Below are 18,004 nucleotides of genomic sequence, written 5' to 3'. Positions count from 1 at the left end.
TGGCTTTACAAAAGCCGCAGCGCGAGATCAGAGCTGCCGGCTGCGTGCCAGAGGCGGGTTCTGGGCGAAATAGCGCTGGATGCCGCGCATCAGCGCATCGGCCAGGTTCTCCTGGTAGTCGACACGGCGAAGGTTGGCTTCTTCTTCCGGGTTGCTGATGAAGGCGGTCTCCACCAGCACGCTCGGGATGTCCGGCGCCTTCAGCACCGCGAAGCCGGCCTGTTCGACCTGCCCCTTGTGCAGCCGCGCACCGATGCCCTTGATCTCGCCGAGCATTGCGCCACCGAGCTTCAGGCTGTCGTTGATCTGCGCGGTCGTGCTCATGTCGAGCAGCGCGCGCTGTACCTGAGCCTCGTGATTGCCGACGTTCACGCCGCCAACCTTGTCGGCGTCGTTTTCCTTGTTGGCGAGCCAGCGCGCCGCGCTGCTCGACGCGCCGCTCTGGCTCAGCGCGAAAACGCTGGCGCCGCGCGCGGCGGGCGTGGTGAAGGCATCGGCATGGATGCTCACGAACAGGTCGGCCTGCACGCGCCGCGCCTTCTGCACGCGCACGCCCAGCGGCACGAAGAAGTCGGCGTCGCGCGTGAGAAACGCGCGCATCGGGCTGCCGTTCACGCTGCTCGCGTTGATGCGCTCGCGCAGCCGGTGCGCCACCTGCAGCACGATGTCTTTCTCGCGCGTGCCGTTGGGGCCGATGGCGCCGGGGTCTTCGCCGCCATGGCCGGGGTCGAGCGCCACGATGATGATGCGGTCGGTGCGGCTCGCCGTGGCGTCACCGCGTCCGGCGGCTACCGGCGGCGCGACGGGCCTGGCGGGTGCCGCGGCCACCGCAGGCGGCGGGGGAGTCAGGGGCACGGGCAGTCCCGTCGGGCGCTCGCTGCCGGTCACCACGGGCGGCGGCGGTGCGGGTGGGCCGGGACGCACCGCCTGCTGTGCCATCAGGTCGCCCAGCGGATCGACGGCCGACGGGGCGAGGCGTGCCGGTGCGGGCGGTGCGCCGGCCACGGCTGCGGAGCTGTTGTTGCTGTTGCCGCTGCGGGGCGCATCGCGCAGGCGCTCGGCGATCAGCGCTTCCATCGGATCGACCGCCTGCTCGGGATACAGGTCGAGCACCAACCGGTGCTTGTATGCAGCCACGGGCGCGAGCGAGAACACCTGCGGCACCACGGCCTGCTTCAGGTCGAAAACGATGCGCACCACCTTCGGCGCGTTCTGGCCGACGCGCAGGCCGTTGATGTACGGGTCACCCGGCTTGATCTTGCCGACCAGTTCGCGCAGCTCGGGGCTGAGCTCGATGCCTTCGATGTCGACGGCCAGGCGCGGCGGGCTGCCGACCACGAGCTGCTGCGAACTGAGCCGCGCATCGGACTCGATGGTCACGCGCGTGTAGTCGGCCGCCGGCCAGACGCGAACCGCGAGGATGGTGGCGCCGCGTGCGATCTGGTGCACGCCGAGCATCAGCGCGATGCTGCCGCCCTGCAGCAGCACGCGCCGTTTCAGGCCGCGCCCCTTCATGCGGCGGTGCGCGCCAGCAGATCGCTGCCGCGAGGGGTGTTCGCGAGGAGGGTCACGCTGCGTGTGTCGTCGGTCATTGCTTCTATTTTAATAGCGAGGTCGGCAACTGGTGTGCGGCCCGCGGCGTTCTCCGGCCATTCGGCCAGCTTGAGGCCCGGCCCTGCGAAGATGTCGCGGAAGCCGGCGTCGTCCCATTCGCGCGGATCGGCGAAGCGGTAGAAGTCAAAATGGAAGATCTGCAGGCCGTCGGGCGCTTCGTGGGGCTCGACCACCGCGTAGGTGGGGCTCTTGATGCGGCCCGCGATGCCGAGCGCGCGCAGCAGGTGGCGTACGAAAGTGGTCTTGCCGGCGCCGAGGTCGCCTTGCAGCGCGATGAAGGCGTCGCGCAATGCGGGCGAAGCGGCCAGCGATCGCGCGAAGGCGTCGGTGTCGGCTTCGCTGCACCAGCGCAGGATGCGGGTGTTCTTGTGCGTTTCTACAATCGGCAAGTGATCGTCAGCCATCCACTCGTTGTTCGTATTCGGGCTTTGGCCCGGGAGCTCGGATTCTCCCAAATCGGGATCGCGGGCGTCGATCTATCGAGCGCCGAGGACGGTCTGATGCAATGGCTGGCCCATGGGTTCCATGGCGAGATGCAATACATGGCAACACACGGCACGCGCCGTGCCCGTCCGGCCGAACTGGTGCCGGGCACGGTGAGCGTGATCACTGCGCGCATGGACTACCTGCCGCGCAGCACCGAGTCCGAGTGGCAGGCCATCGAGTTCGACCGCCTCACGCGGCCCGGCGAAGCCATCGTCTCGGTCTATGCGCGCGGCCGCGACTACCACAAGGTGCTGCGCAACCGCCTCGCAAAACTGGCCGAGCGCATCGCGCAAGAGGTCGGGCCTTTCGGCCACCGCGTCTTCACCGACTCGGCCCCCGTGCTCGAAGCCGAGCTGGCCTCGCGCAGCGGGCAGGGCTGGCGCGGCAAGCACACGCTGATACTGGACCGCAACGCGGGCTCGATGTTCTTCCTGGGCGAGATCTACGTCGACATGGAACTGCCGCCGAGCGAGCCCGTCACGGCGCACTGCGGCAGCTGCAGTGCCTGCATCGACATCTGCCCCACGCGAGCCATCCTCGCGCCGCAGCGGCTGGATGCGCGGCGCTGCATCTCGTACCTCACCATCGAGCACGGCGGGCCCATTCCGGTGGAGTTGCGCCCCCTGATGGGCAACCGCATCTACGGCTGCGACGACTGCCAGCTGATCTGCCCCTGGAACAAGTTCGCGAAGAAGAGCGAGCTGCCCGACTTCGATGCGCGCGAAGGGCTCACGGGACGCACGCTGGCCGAGCTCTTTGCGTGGACGGAAGAAGATTTTTTGCGCCGCACCGAAGGCAGTCCCATTCGCCGCATCGGGCATGAGCGCTGGCTGCGCAACATCGCCGTGGCACTGGGCAATGCAGCGAGAGCGGGCGAGGCCGGTGCGCTGGAGGCGCTGGCGACACGCGCCGGGCATTCGAGCGAACTCGTGCGCGAGCATGTCGCGTGGGGCCTGGCGCAGCAGGCCGCGGGCTGACACTTCAGGCCGGCAGGATCTCGCGCACGCGCTCCCACGGCCGACACATCAGCGTGCCGCGCGGCGACACCACGATGGGCCGCTGCAGCAGGATCGGATGCTCGAGGATGGCGTCGAGCAGCTGGTCGTCGGTCCATTTCGGATCGGCCAGCTTCAGTTCTTCGTATGGCGCTTCCTTGGCGCGCAGCAGATCGCGCGCACCCATGTTCATCGCCTTCGCCAGCTCGCGCAGCTTCTTCTTCGATGGCGGCGTCTCCAGGTACAGCACGATCTCGGGCTCCACGCCGCTTTCGCGGATCAGCGACAGCACGTTGCGCGAGGTGCTGCAGTTGGGCTTGTGATAGATCGTCATCGGATAGGCGGTGGTCGGTGTGCGTGCGGTCATGGGGTCGAAGGGGTCGTGGTGAAGGGAAAGCGCGCCGCCCAGAAGTCTGCCAGCCGGGGATCGGCATCCACGAGGCGAACCACCCGCGCCATGCGCGGCGCCACGCGGTAGAAGCGCGTGCGCTGCGGCGTCCAGCGCGACATCACGGTCACGTACAGGTCGAGCATGCTCAGCTTCTCGCCGAGCAGGTAGGGCGCGGGCTCGTCGATCTGTGTGTCCATCAGGTGCCAGCAGTGCGCGATGCGCTCGGCGGTGCGTTCGAGCATCACGGCCTGCGCGGCCGGGTCGGGCGTGAGGCGCGTGGGTTCGTCGCGCACCCAGAACAGCGAATAGATGGACGCCGACAGGTAAACCATCCATCGCAGGTAGCGCGCGCGCAGCGGATCGCCGGGCGCGGGGCAGAGCCCGGCCTCGGGGTAGCGGTCGCCGAGCCAGATCAGGATGGCCGCGCTCTCGGTCATCAACTCGCCCGAAGGCAGCACGAGGGCGGGCACCTGCCGCATCGGATTGATGCTCGACATGCGTTCGCGCTCGGCCTCGCTTTCCCAGGGGGAGATTTCGACGGTTTCGACCTGCGCGCCGATCAGCGTCAGCGCGGCGTGTATGGGGGTGGCGCCCGAACCGGGCGCTCCGTAGAGGGTGTAGCGGTCTTCTCTGGGGGATGGTGATGAAGAACTCATCCCCCCAGATTACTGCAGGCTTGCGCCTGTTGTCACGCCGCCAGCAGCGCGTCGACCTTCTTCAGCCCTTCGAGCGTCTTGAAGCAGGCCTCGGCCACTTCCGTGCCCTTGACCGCGAAGTGGCGGTGGAAGTACTTGCGGTGCTCCACGTGCTCGTGGAAATGATGCGGCGTGAGCACGGCCGAGAAGATCGGCACGTCGGTTTCCAGTTGCAGCGACATCAGCGTGCTGACTACCGTGTTCGCCACGAACTCGTGGCGGTAGATGCCGCCGTCGACCACCAGCGCGCACCCGATGATGGCCGCGTACTTGCCCGAGCTGGCGAGCCGCTTGGCGTGCAGCGGGATCTCGAAGGCGCCCGGCACGTCGAAGATGTCGATGCGTTCGCGGGCCACGCCAAGGCGCGCCATTTCTTCGAGGAAGGCGTCGCGTGCCTGGTGGACGATGTCCGAATGCCATTGCGCTTCGACGAAGGCGATGCGCTCGCCACGCGATGCATTCGACGCGGTGATGGCGGAGAGGGGAAGGTCGTTGATCTGACTCATGGTGTGCCTCTGAAAGCAGGTTTCCTGAATCAGGGCGCACGAAACCGCAAGGCAGGCCGCGCGCTCACGGCAGAACGCGCGGGCTCGCCCGCATTTCGCGCTCTCTTTCATCCGGACTGTGACCGTCGGCTTCGGAATCGCACCGAAATCTGCTGACCCCTAGGCCTGCTTGCGCAGCCTCGGGCGCTCGCGGGCTTGTGCGGTTTTTTACGCCGCCATCACCGCCGGTGGGGAATTGCACCCCGCCCTGAGAACGCTTGCCGTCCGGCGAACCGGACAACGGCGCGATTCTAGAAGCCCGTTGCCGCGCGCGGTTGTCGCCCGCGCGCCAGACCTTCGGGCGCAAGGGGATTTTGTCCGGGCTCAGCGCCCGGCCAGGAACTGCGTCATGCGGTGCAGTTCGTCGTCCAGCGCCGCGCGGAAGGCCGCGTCGCGTGGCTTCTTGCCGGCGTAGCCGAAAGCCGGCTGCAGCCGGCCCTCGGGCGCCGTCACGTTGGCCCAGCCGATCACTCGGTCGTGCACGAGCATCGGCAGCGCGTAGTAGCCGAACTGGCGCTTGGGCGCCGGCGTGTAGGCCTCGAACTTGTACGTCCAGTCCCATAGCAACTCGAAGCGGCGGCGGTCCCACACGACCGGATCGAACGGCGCCAGCAGGCGCACCGCGTCGTCGGGGGCGTGCCGGCGCGAGACGGGGTTCTCGTCGGCAGGCCAGTACCACGTAGTGCCGTCGATGCGGCAGCTCGCGAGTTCTTCGCGGGCGATGCGCAGAGCCGCCTGCGTCTGCTGCGACAGGTGCGGCGCGCCATAGCCGAGCAGCCGCACGAGGTACGTCAGGCTCGCGGCCGGCAGCGGCGCGTACTTGCGCACCACCAGTTCGATCAGCGCGGCGGCGCGTTGGGCGCGGCCGGCGGGGCTGTCGTCGGCGGGCTGGTGCGTCACGGCTTCGTAGACGCGCGTGCCGCTGTCGCGCCGCACCACGCGCAGCATGCCGCGGTAGTGCATCTCGTCGAGAAGGTGCGTGGTCGCGTTGCTGGAACCGCCCCAGTAGTTCTTGATGCGGCCGTGTGCAAAGTGCTGTTCCACCTGCCGCGGGTGCACGGGGCCGTGTTCCCGCACGTAGGCGAGCACATCGGCTGCCTTGCGCCGCGTGTCGGCGTCCCATGCGCGCTTGGCTTCGCGCGGATGCATCAGCGCCAGGTGCTCGCGCGGCAGGAAGCCGTAGTTGACGAGGCAGTCTTCCTCGATGGCGAGCCGCGTGTAGCGGTTCTCGAGATCGCCTGCGCGGTAGTCTTTCACGCGATGGCGCAGGGTGAGGTCTTGCGCGCGCGCCGGTGCGCGGATCGGATCGGCCTGCACGAAGCCGAGCCGGCGGATCGCGCCCGGCAGCGTGGTCGGCTTGAACAGGGTGCGCGCTATTGCGTATCGGCGCAGGTCGTCGAGGGTCGTGGCAGCCATGGGCGAATTGCAGCACAGGTGGCTGCTGTTCGCGAGGTGTTCAGGGCGCGCTCACGCCGACGGGGTGCCTTGCTCCGCGAATGTCCTCCGACCCCTTCGGCCTCCCCCTGTATTTCGCTGCGCAAGGCACCCCGCCGGCGTGAGCGTTCGGCAGAGCGGTTGGACTGCCGGCGCTAGCGGAGCAGAACCCGAGCGCCTAGACGGCCCGCTTGTGCCGCTCGATGCAAACATCCAGCGTCTCTTCGCCGGCCCGTTGCCACCAATCGAGGTTCGAAAAGATCTCGACCTCGCTGAACCCAGCGAAACCCGCGTCCTCCACCCAGCCGCGGATCTTCTTCAGTTCGACCACGCCATCGCCCATCATCCCGCGGTCGGAGAGCAGGTCGCGCGTGGGCGTGAGCCAGTCGCAGACGTGGTAAGCCAGCAACCGCTCGCGGCCGGCGCGGGCGATCTGCTGCTGCAGCTTCGGGTCCCACCACACGTGGTAGATGTCCAGGGCCACGCCGAGCATGCCGGTCTTGTCCGCATCGAGTTCGTCGCACAGGTCGAGCGCGTGTTCCAGCGTGTTGATGCACGCGCGGTCGGCCGCCTGCATCGGGTGCAGGGGCTCGATGGCCAGCGGCATGCCGGCTTCGCGGGCGTATTCGAGCGAGGCTGCGATGCCGTCGTGCACCTCGCCGCGCGCGCGGCCGATGTCCTTGTAGGCGGCCTTGCCTTCGAGCGCACCGGGCAACGCGCCGACCACGAGCACTAGGCAGGGTGCACCGAGCGTCTTCGCTTCGTCGATGGCGCGGCGGTTGTCGTCGAGCGCAGCTTTCAGGCCTGCAGCGTCGGGTGCGGGAAAGAAGCCGCCCCGGCAGTAGCCCGACAGGCCGATGCCGTGCGCTTTCAGCTGCTTGGCCACCTTGTCGAGCCCGACAGCCGTTACCTGGTCACGCCAGGGGCTGATGGCGCGGATGCCGCGTTCGGCGCACTGGTCGATGATTCGGTCGAGCGGCACCTCGGAGCCCGACTGCTTGCGGATGGTGGCGGTGTTGATCGACAGCCAGTCGTGGTTCTGCGAGAAATCGCGCATGGCCTTGCTCATCCTTCCACGCCGTGCAGTGCCAGCAGCGTCTTCATGCGCCGAACGGCCAGCTCGGGTTGCTCCAGCAGGTTCGCCGCATCGGCCAGCCTGAACAGTTCGGCGAAGTGCTGCAGCGAACGCGTGCTCTGCTGGCCGCCCACCATCGTGAAGTGCTTCTGGTGGCCGTTGAGCCAGGCCATGAATACCACGCCGGTCTTGTAGAAGCGCGTGGGCGCCGCGAAGATGTGGCGGGACAGCGGCACCGTGGGGCCGAGGATCGCGTGGAACTTCTCGGTGTGGCCCTGGGCCAGTGCGCCCAGCGCGGCGCTCGCGGCGGGAGCGATGGCGTCGAAGATGCCAAGCAGTGCGTCGCTCTGGCCGTGCGTCGGCTCATTTCCGAACCCGTCGCCCGCAATCAGCTCGGCGTAGTTGAAATCGTCGCCCGTGTACATGCGAACGCCCTGGGGCAGCCGCCGGCGCATCGCGATTTCCTTGTCCTTGTCGAGCAGCGAGATCTTGATGCCGTCGACCTTGCCTGGATGCGCCGCGATGATGCCCACGGCGGTGTCCATCGCTGCATCGACATCCTTCGTGCCCCAATAGCCGGCCAGCGCCGGGTCGAACATGTCGCCGAGCCAGTGCAGCACCACCGGCTGCTTCGCCTGGCGCAGGATGCGGTCGTACACGCGCTCGTAGTCGGCCGGGCTCTTGGCCACGCGGGCCAGCGCTCGGCTGGCCATCACGATGAGCTTGCCGCCGAGCGCCTCGATGGCGGCCATCTGCTCTTCGTAGCCGCGGATCACGTCGTCGGCGCTCTTCACGTCGTCGATGTTGAGGTGGTCGGTGCCGCAACCCGAAGCGACCAGCGCGCCCGGCACGTCCTTCGCGGCATCGAGCGAACGTCGGATCAGCTCCAGCGAGGTCGGCCAGTCGAGCCCCATGCCGCGCTGCGCGGTGTCCATGGCCTCGGCCACGCCCAGGCCCAGCGAGAACAGGTGGCGGCGGTAGGCGATGGTGGTGTCCCAGTCGATCGCGCACTGCAGCCATGGGTCGATGGCCGCGAGCGGGTCGGCTACGACGTGCGCGGCCGAGTAGGCGATGCGGTTGAACTTGACGCACGCATCGGGCTTGACCGGTGCGCTGCCGCGCAGGGCGTAGGGCGCGAGGGTGCCGCTCGCGGTGGGGAGGGTCAGCGAAAGTGCCATGCTGCCTGCCTCAGACTTTCAGCGCGGGCACGTCGACCCAGCGGCGGTCCTTCCACGACTCGAGTGCGGCCTCGACCAGCTGCACGCCCTTGGCGCCTTCGGGCAGCGTCCATTTGTAGGGCTCGTTCTCGACCACGTGGCGAATGAAGTGCTCCCACTGGATCTTGAAGCCGTTGTCGTAGACCTGCGAATCCGGAATCTCCTGCCACTGGTCGAAGAAGTTCATGGTCTGCTTCTCGTCGGGGTTCCACACCGGGCGCGGCGTGGCGACGCGGCTCTGCGCGCGGCAGCTCGACAAGCCCGCGACGGCGGAGCCATCGGTGCCGTCCACATGGAAGGTCACGAGGTCGTCGCGGCGCACGCGCGTCGCCCAGCTCATGTTGATCTGCGCGATCACCGGCTCGCCGTTGTGGCCCGTGAGTTCGCAGGTGGCATAGGCGGCATCGTCGGCGGTGGCTTCGTAGGGTTTGCCGGCTTCGTCCCAGCGCTTCGGGATGTGAGTGGTACCCAGGCAGCTCACCGACTTCACTTCGCCGAACAGGTTGTCCAGCACATAGCGCCAGTGGCACATCATGTCCAGGATCATCCCGCCGCCGTCTTCCTTGCGGTAGTTCCAGCTCGGGCGCTGGATGGGCTGCAGGTCGCCCTCGAACACCCAGTAGCCGAACTCCAGGCGCACGCTGAGCATGCGGCCGAAGAAGCCGGCGCGGCGCAGCATGTCGAGCTTGCGCAGGCCCGGGAGAAAGAGCTTGTCCTGCACCGCGCCATGCTTCAAGCCGGATCCTTCGGCCAGGCGCGCGATCTCAACGGCTTCGTTCAGGTTAGTGGCGATCGGCTTCTCGCAGTACACGTGCTTCCCGGCGCGGATGGCCTTGGCCAACAGCATGGGGCGCATCTGCGTGGTGCCGGCATCGAAGAAGAGGGAGTCGTCCTTGTTCTCGAGCGCCTTGTCGAGATCGGTGCCCCAGCGCGCGATGTCGTGGGCCTTGGCAAGCGCTTCCATCTTCTCGGCGTTGCGGCCGATGAGGATCGGGTCGGGCATGACCTTGTCGCCGTTCGACAGCGTCACGCCGCCTTGCGCGCGAATGGCGCAGATCGAGCGGATCAGGTGCTGGTTCATGCCCATGCGGCCGGTGACGCCGTGCATGATGATTCCTAGACGTTGGGTGGCCATCGTTTTCTTCCTTGAGATGCGAGAGAGATTGAGAAGTTGGCTTCAGTAGACGGAACGCATGGCGTCCCAGGAGATGCCGGCGCCGGGTCTGCCGGTGGCGAAGCCGGGCGCGGTGGTAAGCGAGGACAGGTCGAGCTGGCCCTCGCGGATGGCGAGGCGCACAGCGCCGTCGCTCAGTTCGTACAGGCCCGGGTGGGCGCGCAGCAGGGCCTGCTGTTCGGCTTCGGGCGCCGCGGCCAGGCCGTTGACATAGTGGTGGCCGTTGCGCTCGACGTGCGACAGGCCGAGCCATGCGACCAGTGCCAGGTCTTGCTGCACGCCCAGGCCGGCCTGCATGGTCAAGTCTTCGCCTGAGAGAAAGTAGCGTGCGGCATCATCGGTCGAGTTCCACTGCGCGCAGCGCGCCGCGTTGACGACCGACTTGTAGAAACCCTTGCAACTCTTGCTCGACACCCCGGTGTAGCCCAGCGCGCGGGCCTGCACGAAGGCATCGAGCGTGGCGTCCGATTCGTCGATGAGCAGCGCAATGCGCTTGCCCAGCGCGGACACGTCGCGCTGCAGCGCCGCGTCGCGGCGGATTGGCTGTTCGACGAAGACCGTCTTCTGCGCGAGCTTCCAGAGCACGGGCGTGGACAGCATGCGGTCCAGGAAGGTGGCGAACGCATCGGCGTCGGCGTATTGCTCGTTGCCATCGAGCGTCACCAACTGCGCGTGCTCGTCGATGACGTGGGCGATGCGTTGGAGGCGCGCGATGTCCTGTGCGGTGTTGCCGCACAGCTTGAGCTTGAAGTGCGTGAGGCCGTAGCGGCGCACGGCGGCTTCGAGAGTCCTCGGAAGGCCGTCGGCGGGGGCGTCCGGCAGGGCGTCGTAGTCGTCGATGGCATCGGCCAGGCCCACCGTATGGCGCGCCGCGATGCGAGTGCGCGGCGATTGCTTCGCCAGGAAGGCCGGCATGTCGAAGCCGGTGAGGTCATCCGCGAGGCCGCTGCCTGCGATGTCGAGGCCGCAGAGGTTGCCGCTCATGGCCGTCGCGAAGCTCACGCCACTGCGCAGGCACAGCGCGTCGAGCAGGGCGCGGTCGATCAGTGCAGGGCCGTAGCTGGCCACGAGCGGTTGCAGGCCCTTGGCCTTGGCGCGCGCCTGCAGCGCCGCGTAGTTCGATGCGAAGTGTGTCCACGCGGTTTGCGCATCGGGCTCGGCGATATAGGCCTCGCGCGCATCGCGCAGCGCAAAGCGCAGTTGCTCGAAGTTCTGTTCGTTGGTGAGCGCCGGGTTCTTGTCGAACCACTTGGGCACCATCATCTCGGCGGCGCAGCCCTCGGCCGTGCGGCCGTTTGAAAAGCGGATGCGGGCTTTCACATAGACCTGCGGGCAGGCCGTGACGGTCGCCGCACCGAAGCGGAACGGCAGCCGCAGCGCCACGTCGCGCTCGGCAAAGCGGATCTCCTCGACATGAAAACGGATTGCATCCATGGCCGGTGCCTTCAGTGGTCCAGGATGCCTTGCGAGAAGAAATGCGCGCGCACCAGCTTCGTGTACGCGCCGAACTCGGCTGAGCCCATCATGTCGAGCGTGCGGGGGCGCGGCAGGTCGATGTCGTAAACAGCGGCAATCGAACCTGGCCGCTCGCTCATCACGATCACGCGGTCCGACAGGAAGATCGCCTCGGGGATGCTGTGGGTGATCAGCATCACCGTCTTCTTCGACGCCATCCAGATGCGCTGCAGCTCAAGGTTCATCTTCTCGCGCGTCATCGCGTCGAGCGCACCGAAGGGCTCGTCCATCAGCAGCACCGACGGGTCGTGCAGCAGCGCGCGGCAGATCGAGGCGCGTTGCTGCATGCCGCCCGAGAGCTGCCAGGGGTACTTGCCCTCGAAGCCCTTGAGGCCAGCCATTTCCATCAGCTCGCGTGCGCGGGCTTGCGAGGCCGCCTTGGGCAGGTGGCGCATCTCGGCCTGCAGCAGGATGTTGTCTTCCACGCTGCGCCAGGGGAGCAGCACCGCGCTTTGGAACACAATGCCCACGTCCTTCTGCGGCCCCTTGATCGGCTTGCCCGCCAGCGTGAGCTCGCCGCCGCTGATGGGCAGCAGGCCCGCCACCATCTTCAGCAGCGTACTCTTGCCGCAGCCCGAGGGGCCGACGACGGAGACGAACTCGCCTTCCTTGACGGAGAAGGCTAGAGGCTTGAGCGACTCGACCGGGCCGTCCTTGCTTTGGTAGGTCTTCGAGACGCCGCGCGCCTCGATCAGGACATCACTGGACATGGAGAGTAGTTAAAGGACGGAAGCGGACGAGGCGCCGGGATGCTGAGGTCTTTTCGGGGAACACCGCGGAACCGGCTTTGCCGGGCCGCAGGTGTTGCCCCCGGTAGGGGGAAGGAGAAGCGACACGAAGTGCGCGGAGCCTGGGGGCGAGCCTGCTTACGGCAGGAAGTCGAGGGTCACATAGTCTTCAGGCTTGCCGCGCGTCGACGGGTCCATGCCGCCGTACTGCACCAGCAGGTCGAGCGAGTCGTTCACGTTCTTCATCGCGACGCGGAACGGGCGCTGGTTGGCCGTTTCCTTCGTGTGATAGAGCGCCACGCTCTGCTTCATGCCCACGATCAGCGTGTCGCGCACGCCTGCTTTAGGGTTGGCCTTGAGCATCGCATCGACAGCGGCTTCGGGGCTCTTCTCGGCGGCTTCGGCGGCCTTGGTCGAGGCGCGCATGAAGCGCTTCACGAGGTCGGGGTTCTCGGTCAGAAGGTTCTTGTTGGCGATGATTCCGGAGCTGATCTGGTTCACGCCGGAGTCGGCAAAGCGGATCGGCGTCACCGGCTTGCCGGTAGCGTCCTGCAGCTTGATCGCCTGGTCCATCACATAGCCCAGCAGCAGGTCGGCCTGGCCGTTGGTCACTGCATTGAGCTTGGTCTGGGCGTCCCCCGAGACGATCTTCACCTGGTCCGGCGAGATGTTGTTGACCTTGAGGAACAGCGGCCACATCTGGGACATCGAATCGCCGGGCGTGACGGCCACGGTCTTGCCGACGATGTCCTTCGGCACCCTGATGTTCTTCTCGGTGAAGCCCATGACCGACATCGGACTCACCTGGAACAGCACGCCGGTCGACTTCAGCGGCGCGCCCTTGGCGGCGGCCTTGATCATGGTCGTGACGTCGATGTAGCCGAAGGTGGCCGACTTGGCGGCCACCGCTTGCGCGGTGACGGCGGAGCCGCGGCCCTCCTGGATCTCGAGGTCGATGCCTTCGTCGGCGTAGAAGCCCTTTTCCCTGCCGAGGAAGAAGGGCGCGTGCTCGCTGTAGAGGTACCAGTTGAGCATCAGCGTGACCTTGTCCTTGGGCTTGTCGGCCTGCGCGTGGGCGGGAGCGATAGCGAAGGTGACGAGCGCTGCGGCGGCGAGCAGCGAGGAAAGCAGCTTCTTCATGGTCTTGTCTCCGGGAGTTGTTGGCTTGGCGAAGGAACTCATTGGGCGTGGCGCTGCGAGGCGTGCCACGGAATCATCACGCGCTCGATGAGGTCGACGGCGACGAAAAGAATCACGCCGATGCTCGACAGCACGACCAGCGCGGCGAACATCAGCGGCAGGTCGAAGTTGCCGTTGGCCACCTGCAGCACGTAGCCGATGCCCGAGTTGGAGCCGACGAACTCGCCGACCACCGCACCCACCACGGCCAGCGTGACCGACACCTTCAGGCCGCTGAAGATCGCGGGCATGGCTTGCGGCAGGCTGATCTTGAAGAAGGTCTGCAGGCGGCTCGCGCCCATCGAGCGGGCCAGGTCGAGCATGTCGGGCTCGACCGACTTGAAGCCCATCACCGTGGACACGACCACCGGGAAGAAGCCCAGCAGGAAGGCGCTGATCACCTTCGGGAAGATGCCGAAGCCGAACCACACCACGAACAGCGGCGCGATCGCCACCTTGGGGATGCTCTGCGAGAACACCAGCAGCGGGTACACGTACGACTCGACGACGCGCGAGTAGGCGATGACCATCGCGATCGGAATGCCGATCAGGATCGTCAGGCCGAAGCCGCCGAGCGTGGCGAGCGTGGTCTTCCAGCTCTCGCCGAGCAGGCGCGGCCATTCGGCGACGAGCTGCTTCACGACCTCCCACGGCGGCGGGATCAGGTAGGCCGGAATCCTGAAGAGGCGGATTGCCAGGTCCCACAGCACCAGCAGCAACAGGATCAGGATGAAAGGACGCAGGGCCGGAGAGAGCAGGAGCTTGCGGAACATGGCGGGCATCGAGGCGTGCGTGCGTGTTTACTGCTGCACCGACAGGCCGGCGGCCTTCACGAGCTGCGCGTTGCTGGCGATTTCTTCCTTGATGTAGGCGTCGAACTGCTCGGGCTTGAGCGTCCATGCATCGGCGCCGAGCTTGGCGAAGCGCTCCTTCACCTCGGGCGAGGCCAGCGCCTTCGCCACTTCGGCGTTCAGCCGCTCGACGATGTCGCGCGGGGTCCTGGCGGGCGCCATCATTCCGATCCAGAAGTTGAATTCGGAGCCGGGCACGCCGGCTTCGGTGGTCGTGGGCACGTCGGGCAGGGCGGCGGCGCGCTTGGGCGAACCGACGGCCAGCGCCAGCAGCTGGCCTTCCTTGATCTGGCCGATGACCGGTGCGATGGGCGAGAAGTAATAGTCGACGCGGCCCGAGAGCACCTCGGTGACGGCCTCGCCCGATCCCTTGAAGGGGATGTTGGTGGCGTCTATCTTCGCGGCCATCTTGAATTTCTCGGCGTTCAGGTGCGTGGCGCTGCCTTGGCCGGCAGAGGCGAAGTTCATGCTGCCGGGCTTGGCGCGCGCGGCGGCAAGCAGCTGCGGCAGCGTCTTGATGTTCTTCGTGGGCGAGATGACCAGCGCGTTGGGCAGCGACGAGATGGGGGTGACGCCTGCGAAGTCGTGCAGCGTGTCGAAGGGCAGCTTGGCGAAGGTCGAGGGGCTCACCGTATGCGACGACGAGTGGATCATCACCGTGTAGCCGTCGGGCGTGGCCGTGGCCACCGCCTGCTGGCCGATGGTGCCGCTCGCGCCGCCTCGGTTGTCGATGACCAGCGCCTGGCCCATGCTGAGGCTCATCTTGTCGGCGATGGCACGCGCAATGATGTCGGTGGTGCTGCCGGCCGCGAAGGGCACGACCACACGGATCGGCTTGCTGGGGTAGGCGCCCTGCGCGGAGGCCACGCACGGCAGCAGGGCAAGGACGCAGGTCAGCGAGGCAAGGAACTTCATGGAATGTCTCCGCGCGGTCGGGCCGTCTTCTCGAATCGATCAATTCACCATTGAGTGAATTATTCATTGTAGAAACGGCTGCGCCGCAGCGTCAACGGCTGCTGCCTAGTGAATACCCGGGGTGTGCGAAGGTGCGCTGAGGCTCAGTGCAGGACGTAGCCCAGCACGAGGTCGGTCATGTGCGAGAGGCGTTGCGCCATCGCCTTGGGTGCGCGCAAGTCGCGCCCGAAGATGGCCGACAGCGTGTGGTTGTTCGAGAGATAGAAGTAGCAGAGCGACGCGATGGAGATGTACAGCTGCACCGGGTCCACGCCGGCGCGGAACAGCTTGTCGCGGCGGCCGCGCTCGAGCACCGTGTCGAGCAGCTGCACCAGTGGCGAGTTCATTTCCTGGATGCGTTCGGAGCGTTTCAGGTGTGCCGCGCAGTGCAGGTTCTCGCTGTTGAGCAGCGTGATGAACTCGGGGTGCTCGAGGTAGTAGTGCCAGGTGAACGACACCAGCTGGCGGATGGCCTCGACCGGCTCGATCTCGTCGAGGTGCAGGCGCTGCTCGGCCGCGCGGATGTCGGCGTAGACGCGCTCCAGCACCGCGAGGAACAGATCGTCCTTGCTGCCGAAGTAGTAGTAGATGAGGCGCTTGTTGAGGCCTGCGCGCTCGGCGATGCTGTCCATGCGCGCACCGGCAAGGCCGCGCTCCGCGAACTCGTCGCGTGCGGACGCGAGGATGGCGAGCTGCGAACGGTCTGCGTCGCGCGAGCGGGGCTCGAGCGCTTCGGGCGTGGGTTCCTTGAGGGCCTTCATGGCGAGAATTTAACCAATTGGTGAATTAACGCAAGGCGCCTGGAGTGGGCACAGAGAATTGCCGAGGACATTGCAGCTGAGGTTCTACTTCTCATGAGTACATCACAACCCGCGGGCCACCTGATCGTCGAGTGCCGGGTCGGATCCCGCGCTCGGCGAAGCAGCGGCACTCGCAGGGTCGAACGCGGCGCTGCAGGCGAAAAAAAAGCCCGCAGAGCGGGCTTCTTGATTCAGGAGCGCGAAGCCCCCGAGCGCTTACTTGACGTGCTTGCCGATCAGCGCGGCCAGCTCGAACATCGACACTTGCGGCTTGCCGAAGATTTCCTTCAGCTTGGCGTCGGCGTTGATGTTGCGCTTGTTGGCCTTGTCTTGCAGGTTGTTCTTCTTGATGTAGTCCCACAGCTTGCTCACCACAGCGGTGCGCGGCAGAGGCGTCGAACCGACCACAGCGGCCAGGGCCGGGCTGGGGGTCAGGGCCTTCATGAACGCAGCGTTGGGGGTGCGCTTCTTGGCGGGAGCGGCCTTCTTTGCAGGAGCCTTCTTCGCCGGAGCAGCCTTCTTTGCAGGAGCAGCCTTCTTGGCGGGTGCCGCTGCCTTCTTGGCCGGAGCGGCCTTCTTTGCAGGAGCCGCAGCCTTCTTCGCGGGAGCGGCCTTCTTTGCCGGAGCTTTCTTGGCCGGAGCCTTCTTTGCAGTTGCCATGGTTGATTTCCTTTTTTGGTTGAACGTTCACCAATGAAAAACTTGCGTCTCCAGTGGCAATGCGGATGCTAAATGAGAAGAAACGCGTTTCCAAGGGAAAAAGCGCTTTTTTCATTGGGAGCTGTTGTTTTTTCAGAGGGGAGAAGCGCGCTTTTTCACGTTCGGCGACCGGGCCACGTTGCAAGCACCACGCCCACGAGCGCGATCACGAACGCAACCAGCTGTGGCGAAGAGAGGCTTTCACCCAGTACGAGCACGCCCACGAGGGCCGCGCTCACGGGCAGCATCACGGCGAAAACGCCCGCCTGTGCGGCTGGTACGTTGCGAAGTCCGGTCATCCAGAGCCACACCGTCCAGATGCTCGCGGCAAGCGCGTAGGCCACGAGCAGCGCCCAGGTGCCGAAGCGCACCGAGGTGAAGTCGAACTGCAGCGCGAACCAGATGCCGAAGGGCATCGAGAGCACGAAGCCCCAGAGATTGATGAGCGAGGCGATGCGCTTGGGCCCCAGCCGCCCCGTGAGCGACTTGCCGATCACCGCATACGCCGTCTCGCACAGCACCGCGCAGAACACCAGCAGGTTGCCGAGCCAGGGCATGGACGATTGCGTGGAGGCGGGCGATGCCTGCGCGTGCGCTGGCGACAACGCGAGCAGGCCGATGCCGAGCGCGGCGCAGCCGATGGCCAGGCCGATGCGCACGGTGATGCGTTCGCGCAGGAAGAGCCAGCTCGCGACGGCCACGCATGCGGGGATCGACGCCATGATGACGCCCGCGGACACAGCACTCGTCAGGCTCACGCCGAACAGCATGCAGATCGAGAACATGAAGTTGCCGAGGAAGGACTCGAGGAACACCAGCCAGCGCGTGCGCGCCGCCATCGGTGGCTCGTCGGTCGCGCGCTTGAGCCAATGCGGCATGGCCAGCGCGGCGATGCCGAAGCGCAGCCAAGCAAGCAGCAGCACCGGAAAGGCCGCAACAAGAGGTTTGGAAAGGGCGACGTAGCCGCCGACGAGCGACATGCTCAAGGCCAGGCAGCCGTAGGCCACGAGGCGGCCTGATGCAGGGGTAGCGGAGTTCAATAGACTGCAGCCATGTAGTTGCGGAGAAAGCGATTTCGATGATGCCCCACGTTTTTGTCTACGGCACGCTGCGCCGCGGCGGGCGCAACGACATCGCGCGCTACCGGCCCGCGCCGGCGTGGATCGGCGAGGCGGGCATCGCCGGCACGCTGTACGACCTGGGCGCCTATCCGGGCGTCGTGCTGGGCGGGACGCGGCGTGTGAGGGGCGAGGTCTACGTCATCGAGCCCGCCGTCGAGGCGGCGCTCGATGTGCTCGAAGAGGTGGCTGCCGACGGCTCGGGTGAGTACGTCAAACGACAGGTGCGGGTGGAGGTTGGCAGCCATTGGTTCGACTGCCTGGTCTACGAGATCCATCCAGCGCGCATCGCGGGCCGTCGTGTGATCGAAAGCGGCGACTGGATCGCACATGCGGCGCGCGACGATGCCTGGTTTTCACAACCGAAAGACTGATTGCGCATAGCGAAATCCACGGCTGTTGCGCTGCAATATTTTTTCTCAATATGAGAAAAATAATTTTGCATTGAGAAATATCTCCATAAGTTGTTGATTTTGTTTGATGAAAAATATGTCTTATATAAGACATAAGAGTCTGCGATTCGATTAAAGTAAC

19 protein-coding genes and 1 riboswitch are annotated in these 18,004 nt (G+C 66.3%); of the genes, 2 read left to right on the top strand and 17 right to left on the bottom strand.

Going from position 1 to position 18,004, the window contains the following annotated elements; all coding sequences use genetic code 11:
* Positions 1–27: 27 nt before the first annotated feature.
* Positions 28–1,515: an N-acetylmuramoyl-L-alanine amidase gene (locus ACCD11_RS03910; protein ID WP_413312507.1), complete on the bottom strand. Its 1,488-nt coding sequence runs from the start codon at positions 1,513–1,515 to the stop codon at positions 28–30.
* Entirely contained in the window at positions 1,512–2,018 is a 507-nt protein-coding gene (gene tsaE, locus ACCD11_RS03905; protein ID WP_007836569.1) for a tRNA (adenosine(37)-N6)-threonylcarbamoyltransferase complex ATPase subunit type 1 TsaE, read from the bottom strand. The genes ACCD11_RS03910 and tsaE overlap by 4 nt, the downstream gene beginning before the upstream one ends.
* Between tsaE and queG the strand changes: the two genes are divergently transcribed.
* Complete coding sequence (gene queG / locus ACCD11_RS03900) at positions 2,004–3,077, top strand: tRNA epoxyqueuosine(34) reductase QueG (RefSeq protein WP_413312505.1); 1,074 nt, start codon at positions 2,004–2,006, stop codon at positions 3,075–3,077. The genes tsaE and queG overlap by 15 nt on opposite strands.
* Before the next feature lie 4 nt (positions 3,078–3,081).
* On the opposite strand, the gene arsC is transcribed toward queG, so the two are convergent.
* The 15 genes from arsC to ACCD11_RS03825 form a co-directional block, all read right to left on the bottom strand.
* Positions 3,082–3,462, bottom strand: a complete 381-nt coding sequence (arsC, locus tag ACCD11_RS03895) for an arsenate reductase (glutaredoxin) (RefSeq protein ID WP_413312503.1) — start codon at positions 3,460–3,462, stop codon at positions 3,082–3,084.
* Complete coding sequence (locus tag ACCD11_RS03890) at positions 3,459–4,142, bottom strand: glutathione S-transferase family protein (protein WP_413312501.1); 684 nt, start codon at positions 4,140–4,142, stop codon at positions 3,459–3,461. The genes arsC and ACCD11_RS03890 overlap by 4 nt, the downstream gene beginning before the upstream one ends.
* A 32-nt stretch (positions 4,143–4,174) precedes the next feature.
* The gene (locus tag ACCD11_RS03885; RefSeq protein WP_007836561.1) at positions 4,175–4,687 is read right to left on the bottom strand and encodes a 6,7-dimethyl-8-ribityllumazine synthase; all 513 of its coding nucleotides are present in this window, start codon (positions 4,685–4,687) and stop codon (positions 4,175–4,177) included.
* Positions 4,688–4,782: 95 nt separating this feature from the next.
* Positions 4,783–4,946: riboswitch (FMN riboswitch) on the bottom strand.
* A 104-nt stretch (positions 4,947–5,050) separates the two neighbouring features.
* Positions 5,051–6,142, bottom strand: a complete 1,092-nt coding sequence (locus tag ACCD11_RS03880; RefSeq protein WP_413312499.1) for a DNA glycosylase AlkZ-like family protein — start codon at positions 6,140–6,142, stop codon at positions 5,051–5,053.
* Between the two features lie 196 nt (positions 6,143–6,338).
* Entirely contained in the window at positions 6,339–7,217 is an 879-nt protein-coding gene (locus ACCD11_RS03875; RefSeq protein WP_413312618.1) for a sugar phosphate isomerase/epimerase family protein, read from the bottom strand.
* A gap of 8 nt (positions 7,218–7,225) precedes the next feature.
* Positions 7,226–8,413, bottom strand: a complete 1,188-nt coding sequence (locus ACCD11_RS03870; protein ID WP_413312497.1) for a dihydrodipicolinate synthase family protein — start codon at positions 8,411–8,413, stop codon at positions 7,226–7,228.
* Positions 8,414–8,423: 10 nt separating this feature from the next.
* A complete protein-coding gene (locus ACCD11_RS03865; protein ID WP_413312495.1) occupies positions 8,424–9,587 on the bottom strand; it encodes a Gfo/Idh/MocA family protein in 1,164 nt (387 codons plus the stop codon).
* A 42-nt stretch (positions 9,588–9,629) separates the two neighbouring features.
* Entirely contained in the window at positions 9,630–11,060 is a 1,431-nt protein-coding gene (locus tag ACCD11_RS03860) for an enolase C-terminal domain-like protein (protein WP_413312493.1), read from the bottom strand.
* 11 nt (positions 11,061–11,071) lie between these two features.
* Positions 11,072–11,851, bottom strand: a complete 780-nt coding sequence (locus tag ACCD11_RS03855) for an ABC transporter ATP-binding protein (RefSeq protein ID WP_413312492.1) — start codon at positions 11,849–11,851, stop codon at positions 11,072–11,074.
* A gap of 156 nt (positions 11,852–12,007) precedes the next feature.
* A complete protein-coding gene (locus tag ACCD11_RS03850) occupies positions 12,008–13,009 on the bottom strand; it encodes an ABC transporter substrate-binding protein (protein ID WP_413312490.1) in 1,002 nt (333 codons plus the stop codon).
* Positions 13,010–13,047: 38 nt separating this feature from the next.
* Complete coding sequence (locus ACCD11_RS03845) at positions 13,048–13,821, bottom strand: ABC transporter permease (protein WP_042673261.1); 774 nt, start codon at positions 13,819–13,821, stop codon at positions 13,048–13,050.
* 27 nt (positions 13,822–13,848) lie between these two features.
* A complete protein-coding gene (locus ACCD11_RS03840; RefSeq protein WP_413312488.1) occupies positions 13,849–14,814 on the bottom strand; it encodes a tripartite tricarboxylate transporter substrate binding protein in 966 nt (321 codons plus the stop codon).
* Positions 14,815–14,957: 143 nt separating this feature from the next.
* Entirely contained in the window at positions 14,958–15,614 is a 657-nt protein-coding gene (locus ACCD11_RS03835) for a TetR/AcrR family transcriptional regulator (protein WP_413312486.1), read from the bottom strand.
* Positions 15,615–15,869: 255 nt separating this feature from the next.
* Positions 15,870–16,313 (bottom strand): SWIB/MDM2 domain-containing protein, encoded by a 444-nt coding sequence (locus ACCD11_RS03830; protein ID WP_007832487.1) that lies wholly within the window; start codon positions 16,311–16,313, stop codon positions 15,870–15,872.
* Positions 16,314–16,468: 155 nt separating this feature from the next.
* Positions 16,469–17,392: a DMT family transporter gene (locus tag ACCD11_RS03825; RefSeq protein WP_413312483.1), complete on the bottom strand. Its 924-nt coding sequence runs from the start codon at positions 17,390–17,392 to the stop codon at positions 16,469–16,471.
* Between the two features lie 38 nt (positions 17,393–17,430).
* Here ACCD11_RS03825 and ACCD11_RS03820 point away from each other — a divergent pair, with 38 nt between their 5' ends.
* A complete protein-coding gene (locus tag ACCD11_RS03820; protein WP_413312482.1) occupies positions 17,431–17,844 on the top strand; it encodes a gamma-glutamylcyclotransferase in 414 nt (137 codons plus the stop codon).
* The last annotated feature ends 160 nt before the right edge of the window (positions 17,845–18,004 follow it).

Source organism: Variovorax sp. Varisp36 (genome assembly GCF_047304235.1).
GTDB lineage: Bacteria > Pseudomonadota > Gammaproteobacteria > Burkholderiales > Burkholderiaceae_C > Variovorax.
Note: the sequence above shows the minus strand (reverse complement) of the source record. Positions and strands in the feature narration are given on the sequence as shown.

What these genes read in the sequence shown, in the direction of transcription:
- ACCD11_RS03890 (WP_413312501.1), bottom strand. Translation starts at nt 4,142, where the DNA reads ATGAGTTCTTCATCACCATCCCCCAGAGAAGACCGCTACACCCTCTAC.
- ACCD11_RS03850 (WP_413312490.1), bottom strand. Translation starts at nt 13,009, where the DNA reads ATGAAGAAGCTGCTTTCCTCGCTGCTCGCCGCCGCAGCGCTCGTCACC.
- ACCD11_RS03830 (WP_007832487.1), bottom strand. Translation starts at nt 16,313, where the DNA reads ATGGCAACTGCAAAGAAGGCTCCGGCCAAGAAAGCTCCGGCAAAGAAG.
- ACCD11_RS03885 (WP_007836561.1), bottom strand. Translation starts at nt 4,687, where the DNA reads ATGAGTCAGATCAACGACCTTCCCCTCTCCGCCATCACCGCGTCGAAT.
- ACCD11_RS03870 (WP_413312497.1), bottom strand. Translation starts at nt 8,413, where the DNA reads ATGGCACTTTCGCTGACCCTCCCCACCGCGAGCGGCACCCTCGCGCCC.
- ACCD11_RS03865 (WP_413312495.1), bottom strand. Translation starts at nt 9,587, where the DNA reads ATGGCCACCCAACGTCTAGGAATCATCATGCACGGCGTCACCGGCCGC.
- ACCD11_RS03910 (WP_413312507.1), bottom strand. Translation starts at nt 1,515, where the DNA reads ATGAAGGGGCGCGGCCTGAAACGGCGCGTGCTGCTGCAGGGCGGCAGC.
- tsaE (WP_007836569.1), bottom strand. Translation starts at nt 2,018, where the DNA reads ATGGCTGACGATCACTTGCCGATTGTAGAAACGCACAAGAACACCCGC.
- ACCD11_RS03820 (WP_413312482.1), top strand. Translation starts at nt 17,431, where the DNA reads ATGATGCCCCACGTTTTTGTCTACGGCACGCTGCGCCGCGGCGGGCGC.
- arsC (WP_413312503.1), bottom strand. Translation starts at nt 3,462, where the DNA reads ATGACCGCACGCACACCGACCACCGCCTATCCGATGACGATCTATCAC.
- ACCD11_RS03840 (WP_413312488.1), bottom strand. Translation starts at nt 14,814, where the DNA reads ATGAAGTTCCTTGCCTCGCTGACCTGCGTCCTTGCCCTGCTGCCGTGC.
- ACCD11_RS03845 (WP_042673261.1), bottom strand. Translation starts at nt 13,821, where the DNA reads ATGTTCCGCAAGCTCCTGCTCTCTCCGGCCCTGCGTCCTTTCATCCTG.
- ACCD11_RS03835 (WP_413312486.1), bottom strand. Translation starts at nt 15,614, where the DNA reads ATGAAGGCCCTCAAGGAACCCACGCCCGAAGCGCTCGAGCCCCGCTCG.
- ACCD11_RS03880 (WP_413312499.1), bottom strand. Translation starts at nt 6,142, where the DNA reads ATGGCTGCCACGACCCTCGACGACCTGCGCCGATACGCAATAGCGCGC.
- ACCD11_RS03855 (WP_413312492.1), bottom strand. Translation starts at nt 11,851, where the DNA reads ATGTCCAGTGATGTCCTGATCGAGGCGCGCGGCGTCTCGAAGACCTAC.
- ACCD11_RS03860 (WP_413312493.1), bottom strand. Translation starts at nt 11,060, where the DNA reads ATGGATGCAATCCGTTTTCATGTCGAGGAGATCCGCTTTGCCGAGCGC.
- ACCD11_RS03875 (WP_413312618.1), bottom strand. Translation starts at nt 7,217, where the DNA reads ATGCGCGATTTCTCGCAGAACCACGACTGGCTGTCGATCAACACCGCC.